Annotated in this window: 11 protein-coding genes; 4 read left to right on the top strand and 7 right to left on the bottom strand. The window is 69.7% G+C overall.

From position 1 onward, the window contains the following. Positions 1 to 355 precede the first annotated feature (355 nt). Entirely contained in the window at positions 356 to 550 is a 195-nt protein-coding gene (locus SCWH03_RS05350; RefSeq protein WP_173262674.1) for a DUF397 domain-containing protein, read from the bottom strand. After that, positions 547 to 1377: a helix-turn-helix domain-containing protein gene (locus tag SCWH03_RS05345; protein ID WP_173262671.1), complete on the bottom strand. Its 831-nt coding sequence runs from the start codon at positions 1375 to 1377 to the stop codon at positions 547 to 549. Before SCWH03_RS05345 ends, SCWH03_RS05350 begins: the two co-directional genes overlap by 4 nt. Positions 1378 to 1581: 204 nt before the next feature. Between SCWH03_RS05345 and SCWH03_RS05340 the strand changes: the two genes are divergently transcribed. Then, positions 1582 to 2142: an ATP-binding protein gene (locus SCWH03_RS05340; RefSeq protein WP_173263346.1), complete on the top strand. Its 561-nt coding sequence runs from the start codon at positions 1582 to 1584 to the stop codon at positions 2140 to 2142. Here SCWH03_RS05340 and pglX read toward each other — a convergent pair. From pglX to SCWH03_RS05315, 5 genes are all read right to left on the bottom strand, one after another. Next, positions 2069 to 5686 (bottom strand): BREX-2 system adenine-specific DNA-methyltransferase PglX, encoded by a 3618-nt coding sequence (gene pglX, locus SCWH03_RS05335; protein ID WP_173262668.1) that lies wholly within the window; start codon positions 5684 to 5686, stop codon positions 2069 to 2071. The genes SCWH03_RS05340 and pglX overlap by 74 nt on opposite strands. Continuing rightward, positions 5683 to 10416 carry a BREX system serine/threonine kinase PglW gene (gene pglW / locus SCWH03_RS05330; protein ID WP_173262665.1) on the bottom strand — a complete coding sequence of 1578 codons (4734 nt, stop codon included), beginning with the start codon at positions 10414 to 10416 and terminating at the stop codon, positions 5683 to 5685. Before pglW ends, pglX begins: the two co-directional genes overlap by 4 nt. 152 nt (positions 10417 to 10568) lie before the next feature. Beyond that, entirely contained in the window at positions 10569 to 11249 is a 681-nt protein-coding gene (locus SCWH03_RS30060) for a hypothetical protein (RefSeq protein ID WP_443098655.1), read from the bottom strand. A gap of 107 nt (positions 11250 to 11356) precedes the next feature. Then, positions 11357 to 11845: a VOC family protein gene (locus SCWH03_RS05320; protein WP_173262663.1), complete on the bottom strand. Its 489-nt coding sequence runs from the start codon at positions 11843 to 11845 to the stop codon at positions 11357 to 11359. 653 nt (positions 11846 to 12498) lie between these two features. Then, complete coding sequence (locus SCWH03_RS05315; protein WP_173262660.1) at positions 12499 to 13104, bottom strand: TetR/AcrR family transcriptional regulator; 606 nt, start codon at positions 13102 to 13104, stop codon at positions 12499 to 12501. A 93-nt stretch (positions 13105 to 13197) separates the two neighbouring features. On the opposite strand from SCWH03_RS05315, the gene SCWH03_RS05310 reads away from it, so the two are divergent. The 3 genes from SCWH03_RS05310 (at position 13198) to SCWH03_RS05300 (ending at position 15972) form a co-directional block, all read left to right on the top strand. Next, positions 13198 to 14400: an MFS transporter gene (locus tag SCWH03_RS05310; protein ID WP_254076581.1), complete on the top strand. Its 1203-nt coding sequence runs from the start codon at positions 13198 to 13200 to the stop codon at positions 14398 to 14400. A 190-nt stretch (positions 14401 to 14590) separates the two neighbouring features. Then, positions 14591 to 14917, top strand: coding sequence for a hypothetical protein (locus SCWH03_RS05305; protein WP_173262654.1), 327 nt, complete (start codon positions 14591 to 14593; stop codon positions 14915 to 14917). Between the two features lie 272 nt (positions 14918 to 15189). Next, positions 15190 to 15972, top strand: a complete 783-nt coding sequence (locus SCWH03_RS05300; protein ID WP_173262651.1) for an SAM-dependent methyltransferase — start codon at positions 15190 to 15192, stop codon at positions 15970 to 15972. Positions 15973 to 16078 lie beyond the last annotated feature (106 nt).

Genomic DNA, 16078 nt, shown 5'->3' with positions numbered 1-16078 from the left:
CAAGGCGCTGTCACGGACCCCGGTCACGCCACGCCCCGCACACACGCACACCGCCCACACACAGCCCAGATCCGAGAGGGCATCAACCCGGGTCTTCGAACTTGATGGGGGCACCGCCGACCGTCGGCACCCCGGCGTGCGCCCACTGCCCGTCGAACGTCCTGGTCGGGTCGCGCTCCGTGAGGCGGCCGAGGCGCGTCAGCCGACAAGCACCCCCACCAACTTCGAAGACCCATCAACCCTGGCGATCGCTAAACAGAGTTCGCCACCGTCGACCCCATGAAGTCTCGCTGGGACGTGCGCAGGCCCCCGGCAGGCATGTGTCTGCCGGGGGCCTACCTGAATGCCACCCCTGTCAGCGCGCCGCGAAGTGCACGAACGCGGTCCACGCCGCGGGTGCAACAGCCAGTGCGGCTCGGGCCGTGTCCTTCGAGTCGCGGACGTGGACCGTGGCGGGGCGGACGGAGATCTCGACGCATTCGCCGCCCGCGCCACTGCTGTAGGTGCTCTTGAACCAAGCTGACTCGGGTACAGGCTGTTCGACGTTCATCTCTCTCCAAGCAACTTCTCGACGAAGGCCAGCGACTCGCGCGGAGTGAGCGCTTGAGCCCGAAGGAGTCCGTACTGCTCCTCAATCTCCCGAACTGGCTTCCGCGCCGTGTAGAGGCGGCTGTCCTGCTGAGCCTCCACGTACGCGATCCTCCGCCCTTCCTTCGTCTCGATCAAGGTGAACGGACCAGCCAGTCCGGCGTGCTCGTCCCGCTCGGTCGACAGCACCTGGATCTCCACGTTACGCCGGTGGCCGTGGAGCAGAAACTGCTCCAACTGGCCACGCATGATGCCCCACCCGCCCAGTGGCCGACGCAGGACCGACTCCTCGATGACGAAGCTGATGGTGGGCAACTGCGTGCGGCAGAAGATCTCCTGTCGGGCCAGACGTGCCGTCACCCTCTGCTCGACCACGTCCTCGTGCAGGAGAGGCCGCCAGTTGATGAACACCGACCGCGCATACTCTTCGGTCTGCAAGAGGCCAGGCACCGCCTGGTTGGCGTACACATGCAGCTCGACCGCCTCAGCCTCCAGCTTCGCCGCGTCCCGGAAGAACGTCGGGTACTGGGACCGAGCCACCTCCTCCTTGCCTGCGAGCAGCACCCCGCCCGCCCCGAGCAGGTCATCCGCCTGGTCGATGAACCTCGACGGCGGGATGCGTCTCCCCTGCTCGAACGCAGCAATGGTCGAAGCCGAGTACCCGGTCAGCGACCCGAAACCCACCCGATTCAATTCCGCCCGTTCCCGAAACAGCTTCAACTGTCGCCCGAACACCGACAGGATGCCCGCCCCGACCTCGTTCTCCGGCTGACGAACCTCGTCGTTCACGCCGCAGCTCCTCCCGTACGACCACCACAGCCACCGATCCTGAGACCAACGCGCCGTCACGGACCCCGGTCACGCCTCGCGCCGCACACAAGCACACCGCCCACGCACACAGCCCGGATCCGTGAGGGCATCGCTCCTGGTCAACGCTACGCAGAGTTCGTCACCGTTGACCCCATGAAGTCAGCAACTCCCCCGAACGGGCACATGCCGCAGCGCCCCACGCCTGAACGCGAGTTCACCATGCGCTTCACCTCGACGCCTCGCGGCGCCCGCCTCGCCCGCCGGCTCGTCTCGCACCGCCTGAACGACTGGGGCCACCCGTACACGACCACGGTCAACGAGACGCTCACTCTCATCACGGCAGAACTCACCGCCAACGCCGTGCGGCACGGCCACGTCCCCGGGCGGGACTTCCGCGTTCGACTCACCCTGGCTGAGGGCACCTTCCGCATCGAGGTGACCGACACCCGAGCCGAGAAGCAGCCCCCGTCGACTCCCCCGACCCCCGACTCCGCATCCGAGTCCGGCCGCGGCCTCCACCTCGTCGCCGCCCTTTCGGACGACTGGGGGGTCAGCCCGCGCCTGGCGGCCCCGGGCAAGACCGTGTGGGCGGAGCTGCGCGCACGGCAACAGGGCCACCCGCCCACACACCGAGTGGCCCCTGATCCGACGGACGTCGATCTCCTTCTGGCTACTGCTTCACTGCTGCGCGACGACCTCGGGTCGCGGCCAGAGGGCGCCAGGCACGGAGGTCGTCGTCGGTGAGTCCGTGCTCGCCCTGCTTCTGCTGGCGGTAACCGGCGAAGAAGTCCGCCGGGGAGCCGCTGTAGAGCATGTCGAACTCGTTGTGCCACTGGGACAGCCACGGCTGGAGTTCCAGCAGGCCGGCGAGGAACGGCGTGATCTCTTCGGTGGACAGCGCGGTGTTGGTGAAGTACGTGGCGAGGGCCTGCGCCTGCTCCCGATGGTCCCAGCCGGCCCACCCGTACAGCTCAGGGGTGGCGGCGTTGGTCTGCCCGTAGGAGATGAACCGCTCCTTGGGTACGTCGAGCTTGCCGCGCGCCTTCCAGTAAGAGGCGCGAAGGAAGTCGGCCGAGGTGTACTTCGGCGGCACGGGGATGGAGTCCCGGATCTTCCGCTTGGCGAGCTCGTCAGGAGCGGCGTCCTCCTTGCGCTGGAGGTCCCACACCTCTTCCCAGTCGGCGCGCTTCTTCATGCCCGAGGGCTTGTAGCGCAGGGCAGAGAGGAATGGCACGTGCTCGTCGGTGATCAGCTCTGCGACGACCTTCGCGAGTTCTTTGCGGGGCGCGTAGAGCTTGGCGACGGAGGCGAAGTCCTCGTCACGGGAGAGGGCGTCGGTGAGGCGCGCCAGGGTGAGGATGGTGGGCTGACCGTTCTCGTCGAACCAGTGGTCGCGGTTCTCCATACGGTCGAGCAGCCAGGACCGCAGGGCCTTCTCCTGGAGGGCATCCCATCCCTCGGTGGCCCAGCGCCGCTTGTACTCGGGACGCTCGATCATGCCAATGGCACGGTTCGACTCGATGGCGTCGATGCGCTTCTGGACGATCTCCCGGTAGGGGGCGGGCCAATGGGCGGGGATCTCCGTGATGGGGGTGGACCCGTGCCGCTTGAACCACTCATCGCTGGCCTCGCCTGCGGCTACGCGGCGTGCCAGAACGATCTCGAAGGCGCGCTCACCAAGGGCGAGTTCGGGGATGTTGGGATCGTCGGGGTCCTCGGAGACGCGAAGGTCTTCGGGGTGCAGGTTGTAGAGGGAGTAGACCTGCCAGTCCAGTTCCTCTTGGAGGGCAATCATGCGAGCGCGGGCGGAGTGCCAGGCGGCGCGGGCTTCGCGTAGCACGGTGGCGGTAGGGGTGCCCTCAGAGCATAGGGCGGCAGGGCTAGAAGCTGCGAACTCCTGGGCGAGGGCATCGAGGTGAGTGGCGATAGCAGCTGATGACCCGCCAGCGACGGGTAGGCGGGCGAGATTGGCTCCCTTGTACTGGTACCTATTCTCCCAAGCCTCGTCCTGAAACCCTCTCCCCAGACCGCTTCCACCCTTATTGTGGCATGCTGCTTTCATCCAGAAACAAATAGTGGAACTGTTAAGAAACCCTAGAATTCGAAGGTACTCCTCTTCTTCGACCCCCTCACCGAGAGTGATTACTGGCGCAGTATCCTTGAAAACCTTTTCACCGCGATTGAGAATGAAATGATTGTGAGTCGCGATTTCCGGCGTAGCGATCGCCAGTCGGGCCCCATACCGCTGACGGAAGAACATCGAATACTCGAACCAACTCAACCCCCGCTCAAGCTGCGTTTTCCCGAAAGCCACCCGCTTCTGAAGCACGACCCGGTATGGCCAGAGCGCATACTCCACTGACTCTGGCGCGTCTGGCTTCAAGTCCGGACTGAAGTACGGCCAGATAGCGGCTGTTGGATTCCAGATCAAGTAATCGCGGATTTCCATGCCCTCGACGAGGGGACGCCATCGATCACTCGGAATTTCGCTGCGTCGCAGGTGGCCCGAGCCGACCATGTAGGCGTCATCCTCGCGCGTGACGGCCCCTGCACCAATGTCCGCGGCGATACTTCCCAGAGATGCTTGAGATCCACCACTGATCTGCTCGACGAGTTCCAGAGCGTTGGAGGCGAGAATCCATGGATGCTTGCTGAAGTATCGTTCGCGCTCAAGATCGCCTACCGAGAGCCACTTACTGGCAGATCCTAGCTCGTCGATCTGTTCTCGGATCGCTTTCCAGACCAGCCCATCTTCGGGCTTCTTGGGAGCGGTTGGCTCACCTTGAGCGCTTCGAATGGTCCGAATTGTCGGCGATCGCCTGCTTCCGCTGCGCCTCTTACCGACAAGGATAACGGTCGGCGTTCCGTGTCCGGGAATGTATGCGCCGGAGGTATCAATGACTTCGGTCAACTCCACCTCATGCCCGAAGTAGGTCTCGACCAACCGCGCTCCGAACTCCCGCTTCATGAAGGAATTGGCAGTGATCTGACCGACCAGACCATATCCTAGCCCGCTTTCGACTTCCCCAATCTTGGCTAGCTCGAAGAACCGTTGAGCGAATGGCACCGACAGCGCGTAAGCTCCTGTGCAAGCGTTGTAAAGTCCCCGGTACAGCTCGTTGAGCTTCTTATCCTTCACCGTGATGTAAGGAGGATTCCCCACCACGACGTGATACCGACCCGGTCGCAAAATGTTCGGGTGCTCGTGAACGTCCTCGGTCTCGTACTTGAAGTCTGCGAGCTCGTCCGCTCCTTCTTCCTCCAAATCGTCGAATAGGTTGCCCTGCTTGTGGCGATGCTTGATCAGCGAGTCACCCACGGCCAGATTCACCGGCCAGTCGTACTTCGCCGCCTCTGCCAGTGTCCGCACACCACCCGCCGCCATCGCGGCAACCAGCAGCCGGAACCGGGCAATAGCCACAGCGAACGGGTTGACGTCGACCCCGTGCACCGACCTGAGCGCAGCCGCTACCCGCTCGTGCACGTCCTTCCCCGGCTGCCCCTCCCCCCACAGCCGCACCAACCGCCGAAACGCCCCCAGCACGAAGTGCCCCGACCCACACGTAGGGTCGATCATCTTCAGTTCCTCGTACCCGAACTCCCGCACCGCCGGGTTCATCGTCCGGTCGAGGATGAACTCCTCCACGAACTCCGGCGTCTGGAGTAGTGCGTACGTCTTCCGGGCGGCCTCGCTCAGGTCCTGGTACAGGTCCCCCAGGAACCGCGTGTCCCAGCCCTCCGTGCCGTCCTCGTTCAGCGGGTCGGTGAAGTCGTGGACGAGGACGCCCCCCTCGTCCCTCCCCCGCCAGAACTCGACCAGATCCCGGGCACCGTCATGCGACAGCGGCACCTGGTACAGCGGGTTGTGCCGCTTGTCGAAGAGCAGCCGGCCCGCCTGCCCCTGCCCCAGTTCCTCGAACGCCTGCTCCAGCCAGCCCCGGTACGTCGGGTCCTCGTCCGACTCCACATACGCGTCGTAGCGGGACTCCGCCAGCTCCCGCCGGTCACCGTCCGGCCCCGTCAGGTACGGCTCCGGGATCAGCCGGTTGTCCTCGCAGAATCGCACGAAGACGCTTCCCAGCACCCACGCCACCGCGACCTGCGTGACCCGCTCGTCCAGCCACGCGTTCCACGTCGCCGCCGTACGCCCCAGCTTGCGTGCCTGGTCGTACTCGGCGCGCAGCCGCGCGCCGACATCCCCCAGCGCCTTCACCTGGCGCCCAAGATCCGCCTCGACCGCCTTGACCTGCTGCTTCAGGTCGTTCAACAGAGCCTTGCGGTCGATCACTTGACGTCTCCCTCGCCACCACTACCACGGGCACCAGCACTTGCCACACCATCGCCGGACCCGCGGTGGGCGTTGCCCACCCAGGTGTCCGGAAGCTGAATCCACTCCCCCAGGCCGGCCTGGTACGGCACGGCCACCTGCCCGAGCCGGGGCTCGCGCGCGGGGTCGGGCTGGGGGACCAGGAGCCACAGGCCCCGCCCGCCGCGCCGGGCCGCCGACGCCAGGCGGTGCAGGACGCCCATCGCGTCGTAGCGCGCGAACACCCCGGCCTCCGTCAGCAGCACAGGTCCCCCGAGACCGGTCCCGAAACCGGCCCCGCCTCCGCCGCCGTTGCCCAGCAGCTCCGCGATCCGGGGCTCCACCGTGCCCCACGCCGTGCGCGCGTACTCCGCGAACCGCACCGCGCCCTTCGAGCCCGGCTCGGCGGCGTCCGCCTTGAGCAGGGTCTCCCAGGTGGGCTTGGTGCCCGGCGTGATCTGCGCGTGCAGGGCCTGAAGGAACAGTGCGGTGACCGAGACCGCTTCCGCGCCGAGCCGTTCGCCGGCCAGCCCGGCCACCGCCTCCCGCACCGACCGCTGGCCGACCGTCAGCACCCGGTAGCCGTCCCGCCGGGCCGACGCGAGGAGCCGTTCCTCCGCGCGGACCGCGCCCGCGAGTTGCGGGTCGTCGGCGTACCGCGTCACCGCGCCCGTACGGGTCGACTGCCGCCACGCACCCGTCGTGAGGTAGCTCGACGCGTCGTCGACCCGCGTCGGCAGGTAGCGCAGCACGCCCTCGCGTTCGTGCATGCTGAGCGACAGTTCGAAGCCGGCGTCGCGTAACGCCTTGGTGAGCGGGCCGCCCGTCGGCAGTTCGTGGGTCGTGCCGCCGCGCCCGTCCGGGACGACCATCTCCGGGAAACGAGCCCGGACCCGCTCGTGCACGGCCTCGCCGGTCAGCCCCGGCTGCTGGCCCTCGGGCATGCCCGGGATCCAGCGGACGAGCCCGGCCTGGGTGAGGCGCAGCGCCCTCACCAGCGGCAGGTCGCGCGGGTAGATCTCCAGGCGCGGCGTGGCGGCGGCGTTCACGGAGGCCGCGGCCGCCAGCTCCACCATGCGCCGCTCGTCCCAGTCGACCGTGCCCGGCGGCACCGTCAGCGCGCCCAGTTCGGCGAGCACGGTCGCCGCAGTCGGCAGGGTGTCCAGCTTGGCCAGCCGGTCGGCGGTCTTGCCGAGACGGGTCGCGTACTCCAGGAGGCCCGGCGCGGTCGGGGTGTCCGGGCCGTCGTTCTCGCGGACGTCGAGGGCGAGCAGGCCGGCGCCCAGGGACTCGTCGGTCGCCTTGCGGTTGGGCTGGTGCTGGAACTCGGCTTCCTGCGGCAGCAGTTGCTCGACCTCCACCACGGCCCGTACGGCCGCCAGCGCCATCGCCCGCCGCTGCTCGCGCCCCGCGAGGTGCGTCCCTCGCCGGACCGCGAGGGCGTCCGCGATCTCCACCGCCGAGGCGACCCGGCCCATGCTCACGAGCAGGTCGATGATCTCCTCGCGCAGTGCCCGGACGGCGGGCTCGGCCTTCCAGCGCTTGCGCTCGTCCTTGAGCAGCTGCGGGATGCGGCCCTGGCTCAGCCCGAGGCCCTCCGCGACGTCCTTCTGCTTCGGCCAGACACCGATGTCGGGCAGCACGCCGTGCTCGTCGGGCAGGCGCAGCAACAGCCGGACCATCTCGGCCTTGTTGCGGTTGGAGCCGTTGTTGTTGACGGCGGGTACGAAGACGGTGGCGAGGGTGTCGAGGCTGACGGAGCGGAGCATACGGGGCGACAGCGCGCCCGCCGAGGTGCCCTTGGCGAGTCCGCCGACGAGGGCCGACTCTGCCGCGGTGAGCTGCTCCAGCTCCTCCCTGGCCTCCGCCCGGCCCTTCGGTGTCAGCGGTGAGACGGGGATCCCGCGCAGCCGCTCGCCCCACTCGCGCTGCCGCTGCTGGACCTCGTTGCGGGTCTTGGCGCCCAGTCCGGGGGCGTTGACGAGCTTGCGGCGGCTGTAGTCGAGCAGTTCGCCGACCGTGGTGATGCCGAGGCCGTAGAGGAAGGACTGGGCGGCGGGCGTGAGGCCGGAGACGGTCAGCGGGGTGTCGCGGGTGACTTCGGCGGCGAGGCGGTCGCGCTGCTGCTCGGCGGTCTCCGGCTCGGCGTCGGCGATCGCCGCCGCGGCGGCGCCCTCGGCCGGTGTCCCCTCCTCCGTTGTCGTGGCGGCCGGGTGACGGGAACGGTGGCTGGACGGGACGGTCCGCGAGGCGTCGAGGAAGACCTTGCGCCAGGCGTCCCGCATCGGCTTCAGCTCGGGGAACCGCTTGCCGGCGTCGCGGTGCAGGGCCTTCTGGAAGAAGGCGACCAGCCCGTCCCGTACGGCCGGGTCGAAGGCCTCGGCCGCGATGGTCGGGTAGGGCCACTCCTTCGCGTCGGTCATGCGCGGCAGGACACTGCCGTCGCCCCACCTGGGCAGTTCACCGGAGGCCATCTGGTGCAGGGTGACGGCGACGGCGTACCGCTCGGCGTGCGAGTCGTACGAGCCTCGGGTGATGACGTCGACGAAGGGGTCGAGGTAGCCGTCGGTGCCCGCGTTGGTGCTCCTCGCCGGGTAGCCGGCGAGGGAGAAGTCGATGAGGACGAGTTCACGGGTGCGGTTGGGGCGGATGCGGATGGCGATGTTGTCGGGCTTGATGTCGCGGTGCCAGACGCCCTCGCCCTCCAGGAAGTCGACGGCTCCGAAGAGGTAGTCGCCGTACGCCTCCAGCTGGTCCACCTGGAGGCGGCCGTTCTCGCGGAGCTGGCGGGCGACGGTCTCCTCGCGGCGGCGTGGACGTCCGCCGCCCTCGGTGCCCTGTCCGTTGTCGTCGCGCTCGTCGCCGACGTACTCCAGTGCCAGGACGGTACGGCCGCCGATGTGCAGCGGCTCGGGTTCGACGAGGCGGATGATGCCGGAGTGGGGGCGCAGGCGCCCCATGGCCTCGGCCTCGCGGGCGAGGATCTCGCTGCGGCTGTCGGAGAGGGCGACCTTCAGCACGGCCAGCGGGCGGGTCCTGCGGGTCTCGGCCTGGAGGTCGCGGACGAGGAAGGCGCGGCTGGTGGAGCCGGTGCCGAGGCGGCGGCGGATCTCCCACCGGTCAGCGAGCACATCACCGGCGACGGCCTCCAGCGGGTCCTTGTCGGCGGTGGTGTCGTCGTCCTCGCCGCCCGGCCCTTCCGTACCGGTGGCAGCCGCGGCCGGGGCGGTGAGGGAGTCCTCGACGACTTCCAGCAGCTCCAGGAACTCGTCGACACTGGACAGCCGCTGGCCCGGCCGGTAGGCGGTGGCGGCCTGCACCAGGAAGTCGACGTCCTCCGAGAGGCCGTCCACCAGGGAGCTGGGGCGCAGCCCCTCCCCCGCTTCCAGGCGGGCCAGCAGCTCGGCCTGGCCGGCGGCCGGGGCCTTGCCGGTGACCAGCAGATAGGTGAGGACGCCGAGCCCGTACACGTCGAGGTGGACCGGGTCGGGGTTGAGGGCGGTGAGTTCGGGGGCGAGGTAGGCGTCGGCGTCGTCGGCCAGGTGCTGGGCGGACAGCGCGGTCGGCGCGAAGCGGGTCATGCCCTGGCCCTGGGAGGAGTCGCCGCTGCGCTGGGTGGCGATCTGCCAGTCGGAGATCTGGAGCTGCGGGGTGAGCCAGGCGGCCTCCTCCCCCACCGCCCTGCCCTTCCGGCCGCGCGGCCGGGGGACGACGAGCACGGAGCGGGCGGCGAGCGCCCGGTGGTGGATGCGGCTGGAGTGGGCGGAGCGCATGGTCTCGGCGAGCTGGCGGACCAGCGCCATCCGTCCGAGGATGTCCAGCTTCCCGCCGTACTGGACCAGGTACTCGTCCAGCTTCAGGGTGTCCGGGTGGTAGTCGAAGATCAGCGCGGGGCCGGCGGCGTGCCCGGAGGGGAAGTACTGCTTGAGCTCGACCACGCCCGGGTGCCTGAACCGGCCCAGCACCGCGGCTTCGCGCCGGGCGGCGTTCTCGACGGACTGGCGCAGGGAGGCGTCGGAGCCGCGCTCGCTGAGGTAGATGCGGACGCGGGCGGCCTCGGGAAGATCGCTGTGGCGGGCGAGGTAGTCCGCCCAGGTGGGCCCGGAGTCGAAGGACTTCCGCTCCAGCTCGTACGGGCCGACCTTGTACTGCGCGTCGCTCTTGCGGATGCCGATGTTCTTGAGGGCCGCCTCGATCTCGCGCGAGCCGATCGCGGTGATGCGGCGCCGCTCGTCACGCGGAGGCTGCCCCAGCATCTCGACCAGCTGGTGGACGGTGTGGACGCCGTTCCGGTCGTGGGCGGGCAGGCGTACACGGAGGCCGCTGTCCGTGAAGCAGACGGCCTCGGCGACCCAGACCCGCTTGCCGCCGGGCAGCGCGAGCAGGCCGGCCAGTTCCTTGGCCTTGCGGTTGACCAGGTGCAGCGGGTTGCCGTGCGTACGGCGGCGGCCACCGGGAGTCGTCTGCACCCAGGTGCCGTTCTCGGACGTGACCGAGCCGTGCCAGTCCTTCAGTTCGATCATGCAGACGCCGCCGGGAGCGACGACCAGCAGGTCCACTTCACGGACGTGACCGGTGTTGGCGGTGAAGGTGAAGTTCGACCAGGCCCGCCAGGGGTCGGAGTCCGGCAGCCTCTCCCGGATCGCGTCCAGGCCACGGCGTTCGTGATCGAACTCGGACTCGGTGACCGTGACCCACCGGCCTTCCCGCATGCCTGTCCCCGCTCCTCGTGCCCCGCAAGGGCCGCCGTTTCCCATGGCCGGACCCAGAGTTCAGATCCTAGTCCGTGTCCGCGGGCGGAGAAGGGGTTATCAAGGGGGACGGATCGGCTCCGGACGGCGCACGACCGCGTGCATCCGCCCCGTCAGACCGGGACGGCCTCCCGTGCCGGTCCGCCTGCCGGCTCTCGCAGCCTCTCCCGCGTTTCCGGGCCCGTCGGGTAGACCATCGCGCCCACCTTGCCCCGGGTCGCGGCACCTTGGAGGGTGTCGCCCGCAGCGAAGGACGCGTGACCGCCCTGCACCTCGCGGGGGTTGCTGCGGACGGATCCGATCAAGAGATCCTGCGCTACGGCTACCCCGACGGGCACCTCACCGAGGTCGTCAACTCTTCTGGCCGGCCCCTGCGCTTCGGCCGCGACGAGCACGGCCGCATCACCTCGTGGACGGACACCAACGGCAGCCACTGCGAATACGTCCACGACGACCAGGACCGCTGTACCTACCAGTCCGGCACCAACGGCCACATCGAATCCCGCTTCACCTGGGACGACACGGACCCGGGAACCGGCCTGCGCACGACTTCCCCCACCGATGGTCACGGCCACACGAAGCGCTTCATGGTCAACGAGCGCTCCCAAGTCGTTGCCGAGATCGACGCACTGGGGGCGGTCACTCGCTTCGATTACGGCCGCCACAACCGCCTGCTGTCTCGGACGGATCCGCTGGGCCACGTCAGCCGTTCCGCCTATGACGAGCACGGCCGCATGACAGCGCTGGAACGCCCGGACGGACGCCAGGCGCGGGCCGAGTACGACGACAAACAAGGGGATGCCGGTACGCCTCGTCCCCGCGGCCTGAGGTACACGCCGGCCACGCCCTCAGCGCGCCGGTGCCGGTGCAGGTGCAGGTGCAGGTGCAGGTGCCGACAGGGTCAGTTGGCGAATCCGCCCTGGGGTTCGATGATCTCCAGATTGGTGCCGTCGGGGTCGTTGAAGTACGCGACCTTCGTGCCCAGTGCGGCCTCCGGGGTGACCTCGCCAGAGGTGAACGTGTAGTCGTCGCCCAGGAAGTCGTAGCCGGCGTCCTTCATGCGCTGGTACACCGCGTCGAAGTCGTCGGCCTTGAAGCACAGGTGCATGGAGCCGGGCCGGTTCGCCTTGCCGTTGGTGCGCTCACCCACGGGGTCCTGGAACTGGATCAGGTCGATGCCGAGCCCGTCGATGTTGATGGTCGCGTACCGCAGCTTCGCGTTCGGCAGCCCCTGCGTGCGGCCGAACGGCTCGCTGTCCATGGTTCCCCGCGCGACGGGCTCACGGCCGGTCAGGGCCGAGTAGAACGCGATCGAGGCGTCCAGATCGGACACCGAGATCCCTACATGGGCACCCTGCGTGAGGTGCATCGGCGTGTCGGAGACAGTCATGGGGGTCCTCCGCATTCGGGCCTATGGGGGCATCCCCATTAATTCTCCAGACAGGGATGCATTCCGCACCCTGTCGAGCGGGCGGACCGGGTCGATGCGCCGAGCTGCCCTACTCCGGCCCTGGGGTCGCACCGTCCGCAGAACGGTCTGGGCGATGTCGCGCACGAGCTCAGGATGCGCCGACCGCTCGCTGCTCCTGGTCGTTCAGGTGCTGGTGGCGTTACCGCCAAGCCTGTGCGGTCACGTACGGGATCGGGCCCGACACAGCAGGAGGGCGAACTCGTCGCGGCGCGGGAGGTCGGTCCAGAAGGCGGCCGGGACGCTGTGGGGTGCCGTACACGTGGGCCGTCCGCAGGGATGATCAGGATCCGCAGGACATCTGGCGCGGGTGCGCGCGGTGCAGGTGAAGGTGATTCGCGCATGAGCTCGGGGGCCGGGCGGTCCGGCGGCGCGGCGGTCCGGCGGGGGTCCGGCGGCGGTCCGGCGGCGCGGCGGTCCGGCGGGGGTCCGGCGGCGGTCCGGCGGTGCGGCGGTCCGGCGGCGGTCCGGCGGTGCGGGGGTCCGGCGGGGGTCGCTGGCCGTCATGCGTCCGCCGGGGAAACTACCGGACGGGCCCCGGGATCGGCTGCCGGAGTCCGGTCTGCCCGGTGCCGTCAGGCGGGCTCCGCGGGTGCGGGCCCCAGGGCGCGGATCGCCGCGTCGATCGCGGTGGTCAGGCGCTCGATGTCGTGACCGGCGCGTTCTCTGACCCGCAGGCCGAGGACCGTGGTGAACAGCAGCTCCACCGCGGCGTCGATGTCGAGGCCGGCCGGCAGCTCGCCGCGGTCGCGGCCCCCGGCCAGCGCGGAGCGCAGGGCCTGTCGGGTGCCCTCGAAGGCGGCCTCGGTCTGCCGGCGGACCTTCTCGTCGGCGGTGCCGAGTTCGGTGGCGGTGTTGACCACGAAGCACCCGCGGCCGGGCTCGCCGCCGGCCGGGCCGCCGACCAGCCACAGCATCCATTCCCGCAGCGCCTCCCGTACGGGGCGGTCTGCCGCGTTCAGCTGCTGCCGGGCCTCGGCCGACTCGGTGGCCCGGTAGTGGTCGAGGGCGCGCAGGAACAGCGTGTGCTTGTCCGTGAACGTCCGGTAGAGGCTGCTGGGCGTGAGCTTCAGCTCGTCTCCCAGGTCGCGCACCGAGGTGGCGTGGTAACCGCGTCGCCAGAACAGCCCGGTCGCCGATGTGACCGCTTCCGTTTCGTCGAACTGCCGAGGGCGTGCCATGTGTTCATCGTACCCGACTTGCGTAGCGATCGCTCCCATACTAGCGTCGACCGTATGGGAGCGAGCGCTACCAAATTGGGGGAGGGGACTCCGTTGACGACCGCAGAACAGAACCCTGGCCAGGCACTGGACCCAGAGGCCCCGGAGAGAAGCCGCTGGACGGCGGTCTCCGCGGTGGCCCTGGGAACCTTCCTGCTGGTGACCGCCGAGCAGCTGCCGATCGGTCTGCTGACCTCGGTGGGTTCCGCGCTGTCGGTCTCCGAGGGGACGGCGGGGCTGATGGTGACGGTGCCCGGCATTGTCGCCGCGTTCGCGGCACCCCTGGTTCCGATGCTCGTCGGAGCGATGGACCGGCGCATCCTGCTGCTCCTGCTGATGGCGCTGATGACCATCTCCAACCTGGCCACGGCCATGGCACCGGACTTCGCCGTCCTGGTGGGCTCCCGGGTGCTGGTCGGTATCGCGATCGGCGGCTTCTGGGCCGTTGCCAGCGGCCTGGCCGTCCGGCTCGCCGCCCCCGCGGACGTGCCGCGAGCCACCGCCGTCATCTTCGGCGGCGTCGGAGCGGCGAACGTGTTCGGCGTCCCGCTCGGCACCCTGGTCGGCGACCTCACCGGCTGGCGCGTCGCCTTCTCCTCGCTGAGCGCCCTGGCACTGGTCGCGCTCATCGCCCTGCTCGCCGTGCTGCCGGGCCTGGCCGCCTCGCAGGCCATCCGGCCGAAGCTGCTGATGGAGCAGCTCCGCAACCCGGGTGTGCGCATCGGCATCATCGCAACGGTGCTCATCGTGTTCGGCCACTTCGCCGCCTACACGTTCGTGAGCCCGGCACTGCAGAGGCTGTCGGGGATCGACGAGCGCTGCGTCGGTCCGCTGCTGTTCGGTTTCGGTGTGGCCGGCATGATCGGCAACTTCGTCGCCGGCGCCGCGCTCTCCCGCCGGGTCCACCGCAGCGTGCTGGCCATCTCCGTGGCCCTCGCGGTCGCGATGCCGCTGTTCCTGCTGCTGGGCCGGACCGCGGTCGGCGGCGTCGTCCTGCTGATCGTCTGGGGCCTGGCCTACGGCGGTGCCTCCGTAGGCCTCCAGACCTGGATGATCAAGTCCGCCCCGAAGGCGGTGGAAGCGGCCTCCTCGCTGTGGGTGGCGGTGTTCAACCTCTCCATCGGCCTCGGCGCGCTGGTCGGCGGCGTCATCGTCGACACGCTCTCCCTCCAGGGCGTGCTGTGGCTCGGCGGCACCTGCGCCCTGCTCGCCGCCCTGGCGATCTGGACCGCCCGCACCAACGACGCCCTGCGCTGACCGCGCCTCTCGCCGGGCCCCTCACCGGGCACGCGGGTCCGGCCGGGGCCGGGCCGCCGGGGACGAGGGTCCGGTGCGGCGCGGCCCCGGCGGCACACGGTCGGCCGCGCCGCACCGCCCCGGCCGCCCCCGGCGCATGAGTGCGGGTACTCATGCGCCGGGGGCGGCCGGGGTGGCAGCCTTCGGGCGTATGAGCACGAGCAGAAGCCTGTGGGGCTGGACGAGGGAGTACGACGGGTCGGTGGCGTTCCCGGTCGCCGTTGCGGACCTGCTCCTGTCCGGCGTCCTGTTGTGGTCGGTGATCGCGTCCGGGATCACGTTCGGGGGGCCGGACGCCGCGGAGCAGGTGGCCATTCAGCAGGCAAGGAACACCGCGCAGACGATCTGGGGCGTGTGGCTCGCCGCCGGACTCCTGATCGCCGCCGCGCTGCGGATGCCCCGGACGGCGATGGCGCACTCGGCGGCCATGCTCGCGGTCCCCGGTGCGTTCGCGGCCTGTTTCGTGGTGCGCGGCTGAGGGACGCGACGCGGCGGCAGCGCAGCTGCCATTCCGCGGGATCCTCTGCCCCTTGGCTGGGCCTTGCTTCGCCCCGAGACCGCCGAGACCGGCGAGACCGCCGGGACCGGCGAGACCGGCGACAGCGCCCGATGCCGTCCTCTCCACCGGCGGCCTCCGCCCCGGACCTGTCCGCCGAGAGCGTCGCGCTGGGCCGCAACAACCCTCTGGAAGCCGAACGCGTCTTCCGTCAGCGCCCGGGAGTTGCCGGGGCATCGCGATACGTTGGAGGCGTGACCGACATCGAATCGTGTATCGACACGTCCCGGCCCCACACCGCCCGGATATGGAACTACTGGACGGGCGGCAAGGACAACTACCCCGTCGACCGGGAGGCCGGTGACCAGATCCGGCAGCTGCATCCCGGGATCGGGGAGTACGCGAAGGCGGACCGGCTGTTCCTCGGCCGGGCGGTGATGCACCTGGCCGAACAGGAGGGCATCCGGCAGTTTCTGGACATCGGCACCGGCCTGCCGAGCGCCGACAACACCCACGAGGTCGCCCAGCGCGTCGCGCCCGACGCGCGGGTCGTCTACGTCGACAACGACCCGCTGGTCCTCGCGCACGCCCGCGCGCTGCTCGTCGGGACGCCCGAGGGCCGGACTGACTACCTGGACGCGGACCTGCGGGACATCGACACGATCCTCGCCGCCGCCTCGAAGACGCTCGACCTGTCGCAGCCGGTCGCGCTGATGCTGCTCGGAGTCGTCATCTTCATCGAGGACGACGAGGAGTCATACGCCATCGTCCGCCGCCTCATGGACGAGCTCGCACCCGGCAGTCACCTCGTCCTGTCGCACACGGTCACGCACCCCGACATGCCGGACGTCGACGCGGCGGTCGCTTTCTGGAACGAGCACGGCACCCCGAAACTCACCCAGCGCACCCCCGCCGCCGTCGCACGCTACTTCGACGGCCTGGAACTGCTCGAGCCCGGCGTGGTCTCGTGCTCGGCATGGCGGCCGCAGACGCCGGCGGGCGACGTCGCGATGTACGGAGGCGTCGGCCGCAAGTGACGGCGGGCGTGGGCGGTCCGTATGTCCGAAGGTCGGGTAGCCCGGGGCGCCTCAGCCCCGGGCTCACACAGATCCGTACGTGACAGTCGCCCGTCATACGGCTCCT

This window comes from Streptomyces pacificus (genome assembly GCF_011766325.1).
Lineage (GTDB): Bacteria > Actinomycetota > Actinomycetes > Streptomycetales > Streptomycetaceae > Streptomyces > Streptomyces pacificus.
This window is presented reverse-complemented; position numbering and strand designations above follow the sequence as displayed.

Excerpts from the sequence above, each read along its gene's own strand:
- SCWH03_RS05350 (WP_173262674.1), bottom strand. The coding sequence starts at position 550 with ATGAACGTCGAACAGCCTGTACCCGAGTCAGCTTGGTTCAAGAGCACC.
- SCWH03_RS05340 (WP_173263346.1), top strand. The coding sequence starts at position 1,582 with ATGCCGCAGCGCCCCACGCCTGAACGCGAGTTCACCATGCGCTTCACC.
- pglW (WP_173262665.1), bottom strand. The coding sequence starts at position 10,416 with ATGCGGGAAGGCCGGTGGGTCACGGTCACCGAGTCCGAGTTCGATCAC.
- SCWH03_RS05320 (WP_173262663.1), bottom strand. The coding sequence starts at position 11,845 with ATGACTGTCTCCGACACGCCGATGCACCTCACGCAGGGTGCCCATGTA.
- SCWH03_RS05315 (WP_173262660.1), bottom strand. The coding sequence starts at position 13,104 with ATGGCACGCCCTCGGCAGTTCGACGAAACGGAAGCGGTCACATCGGCG.
- SCWH03_RS05305 (WP_173262654.1), top strand. The coding sequence starts at position 14,591 with ATGAGCACGAGCAGAAGCCTGTGGGGCTGGACGAGGGAGTACGACGGG.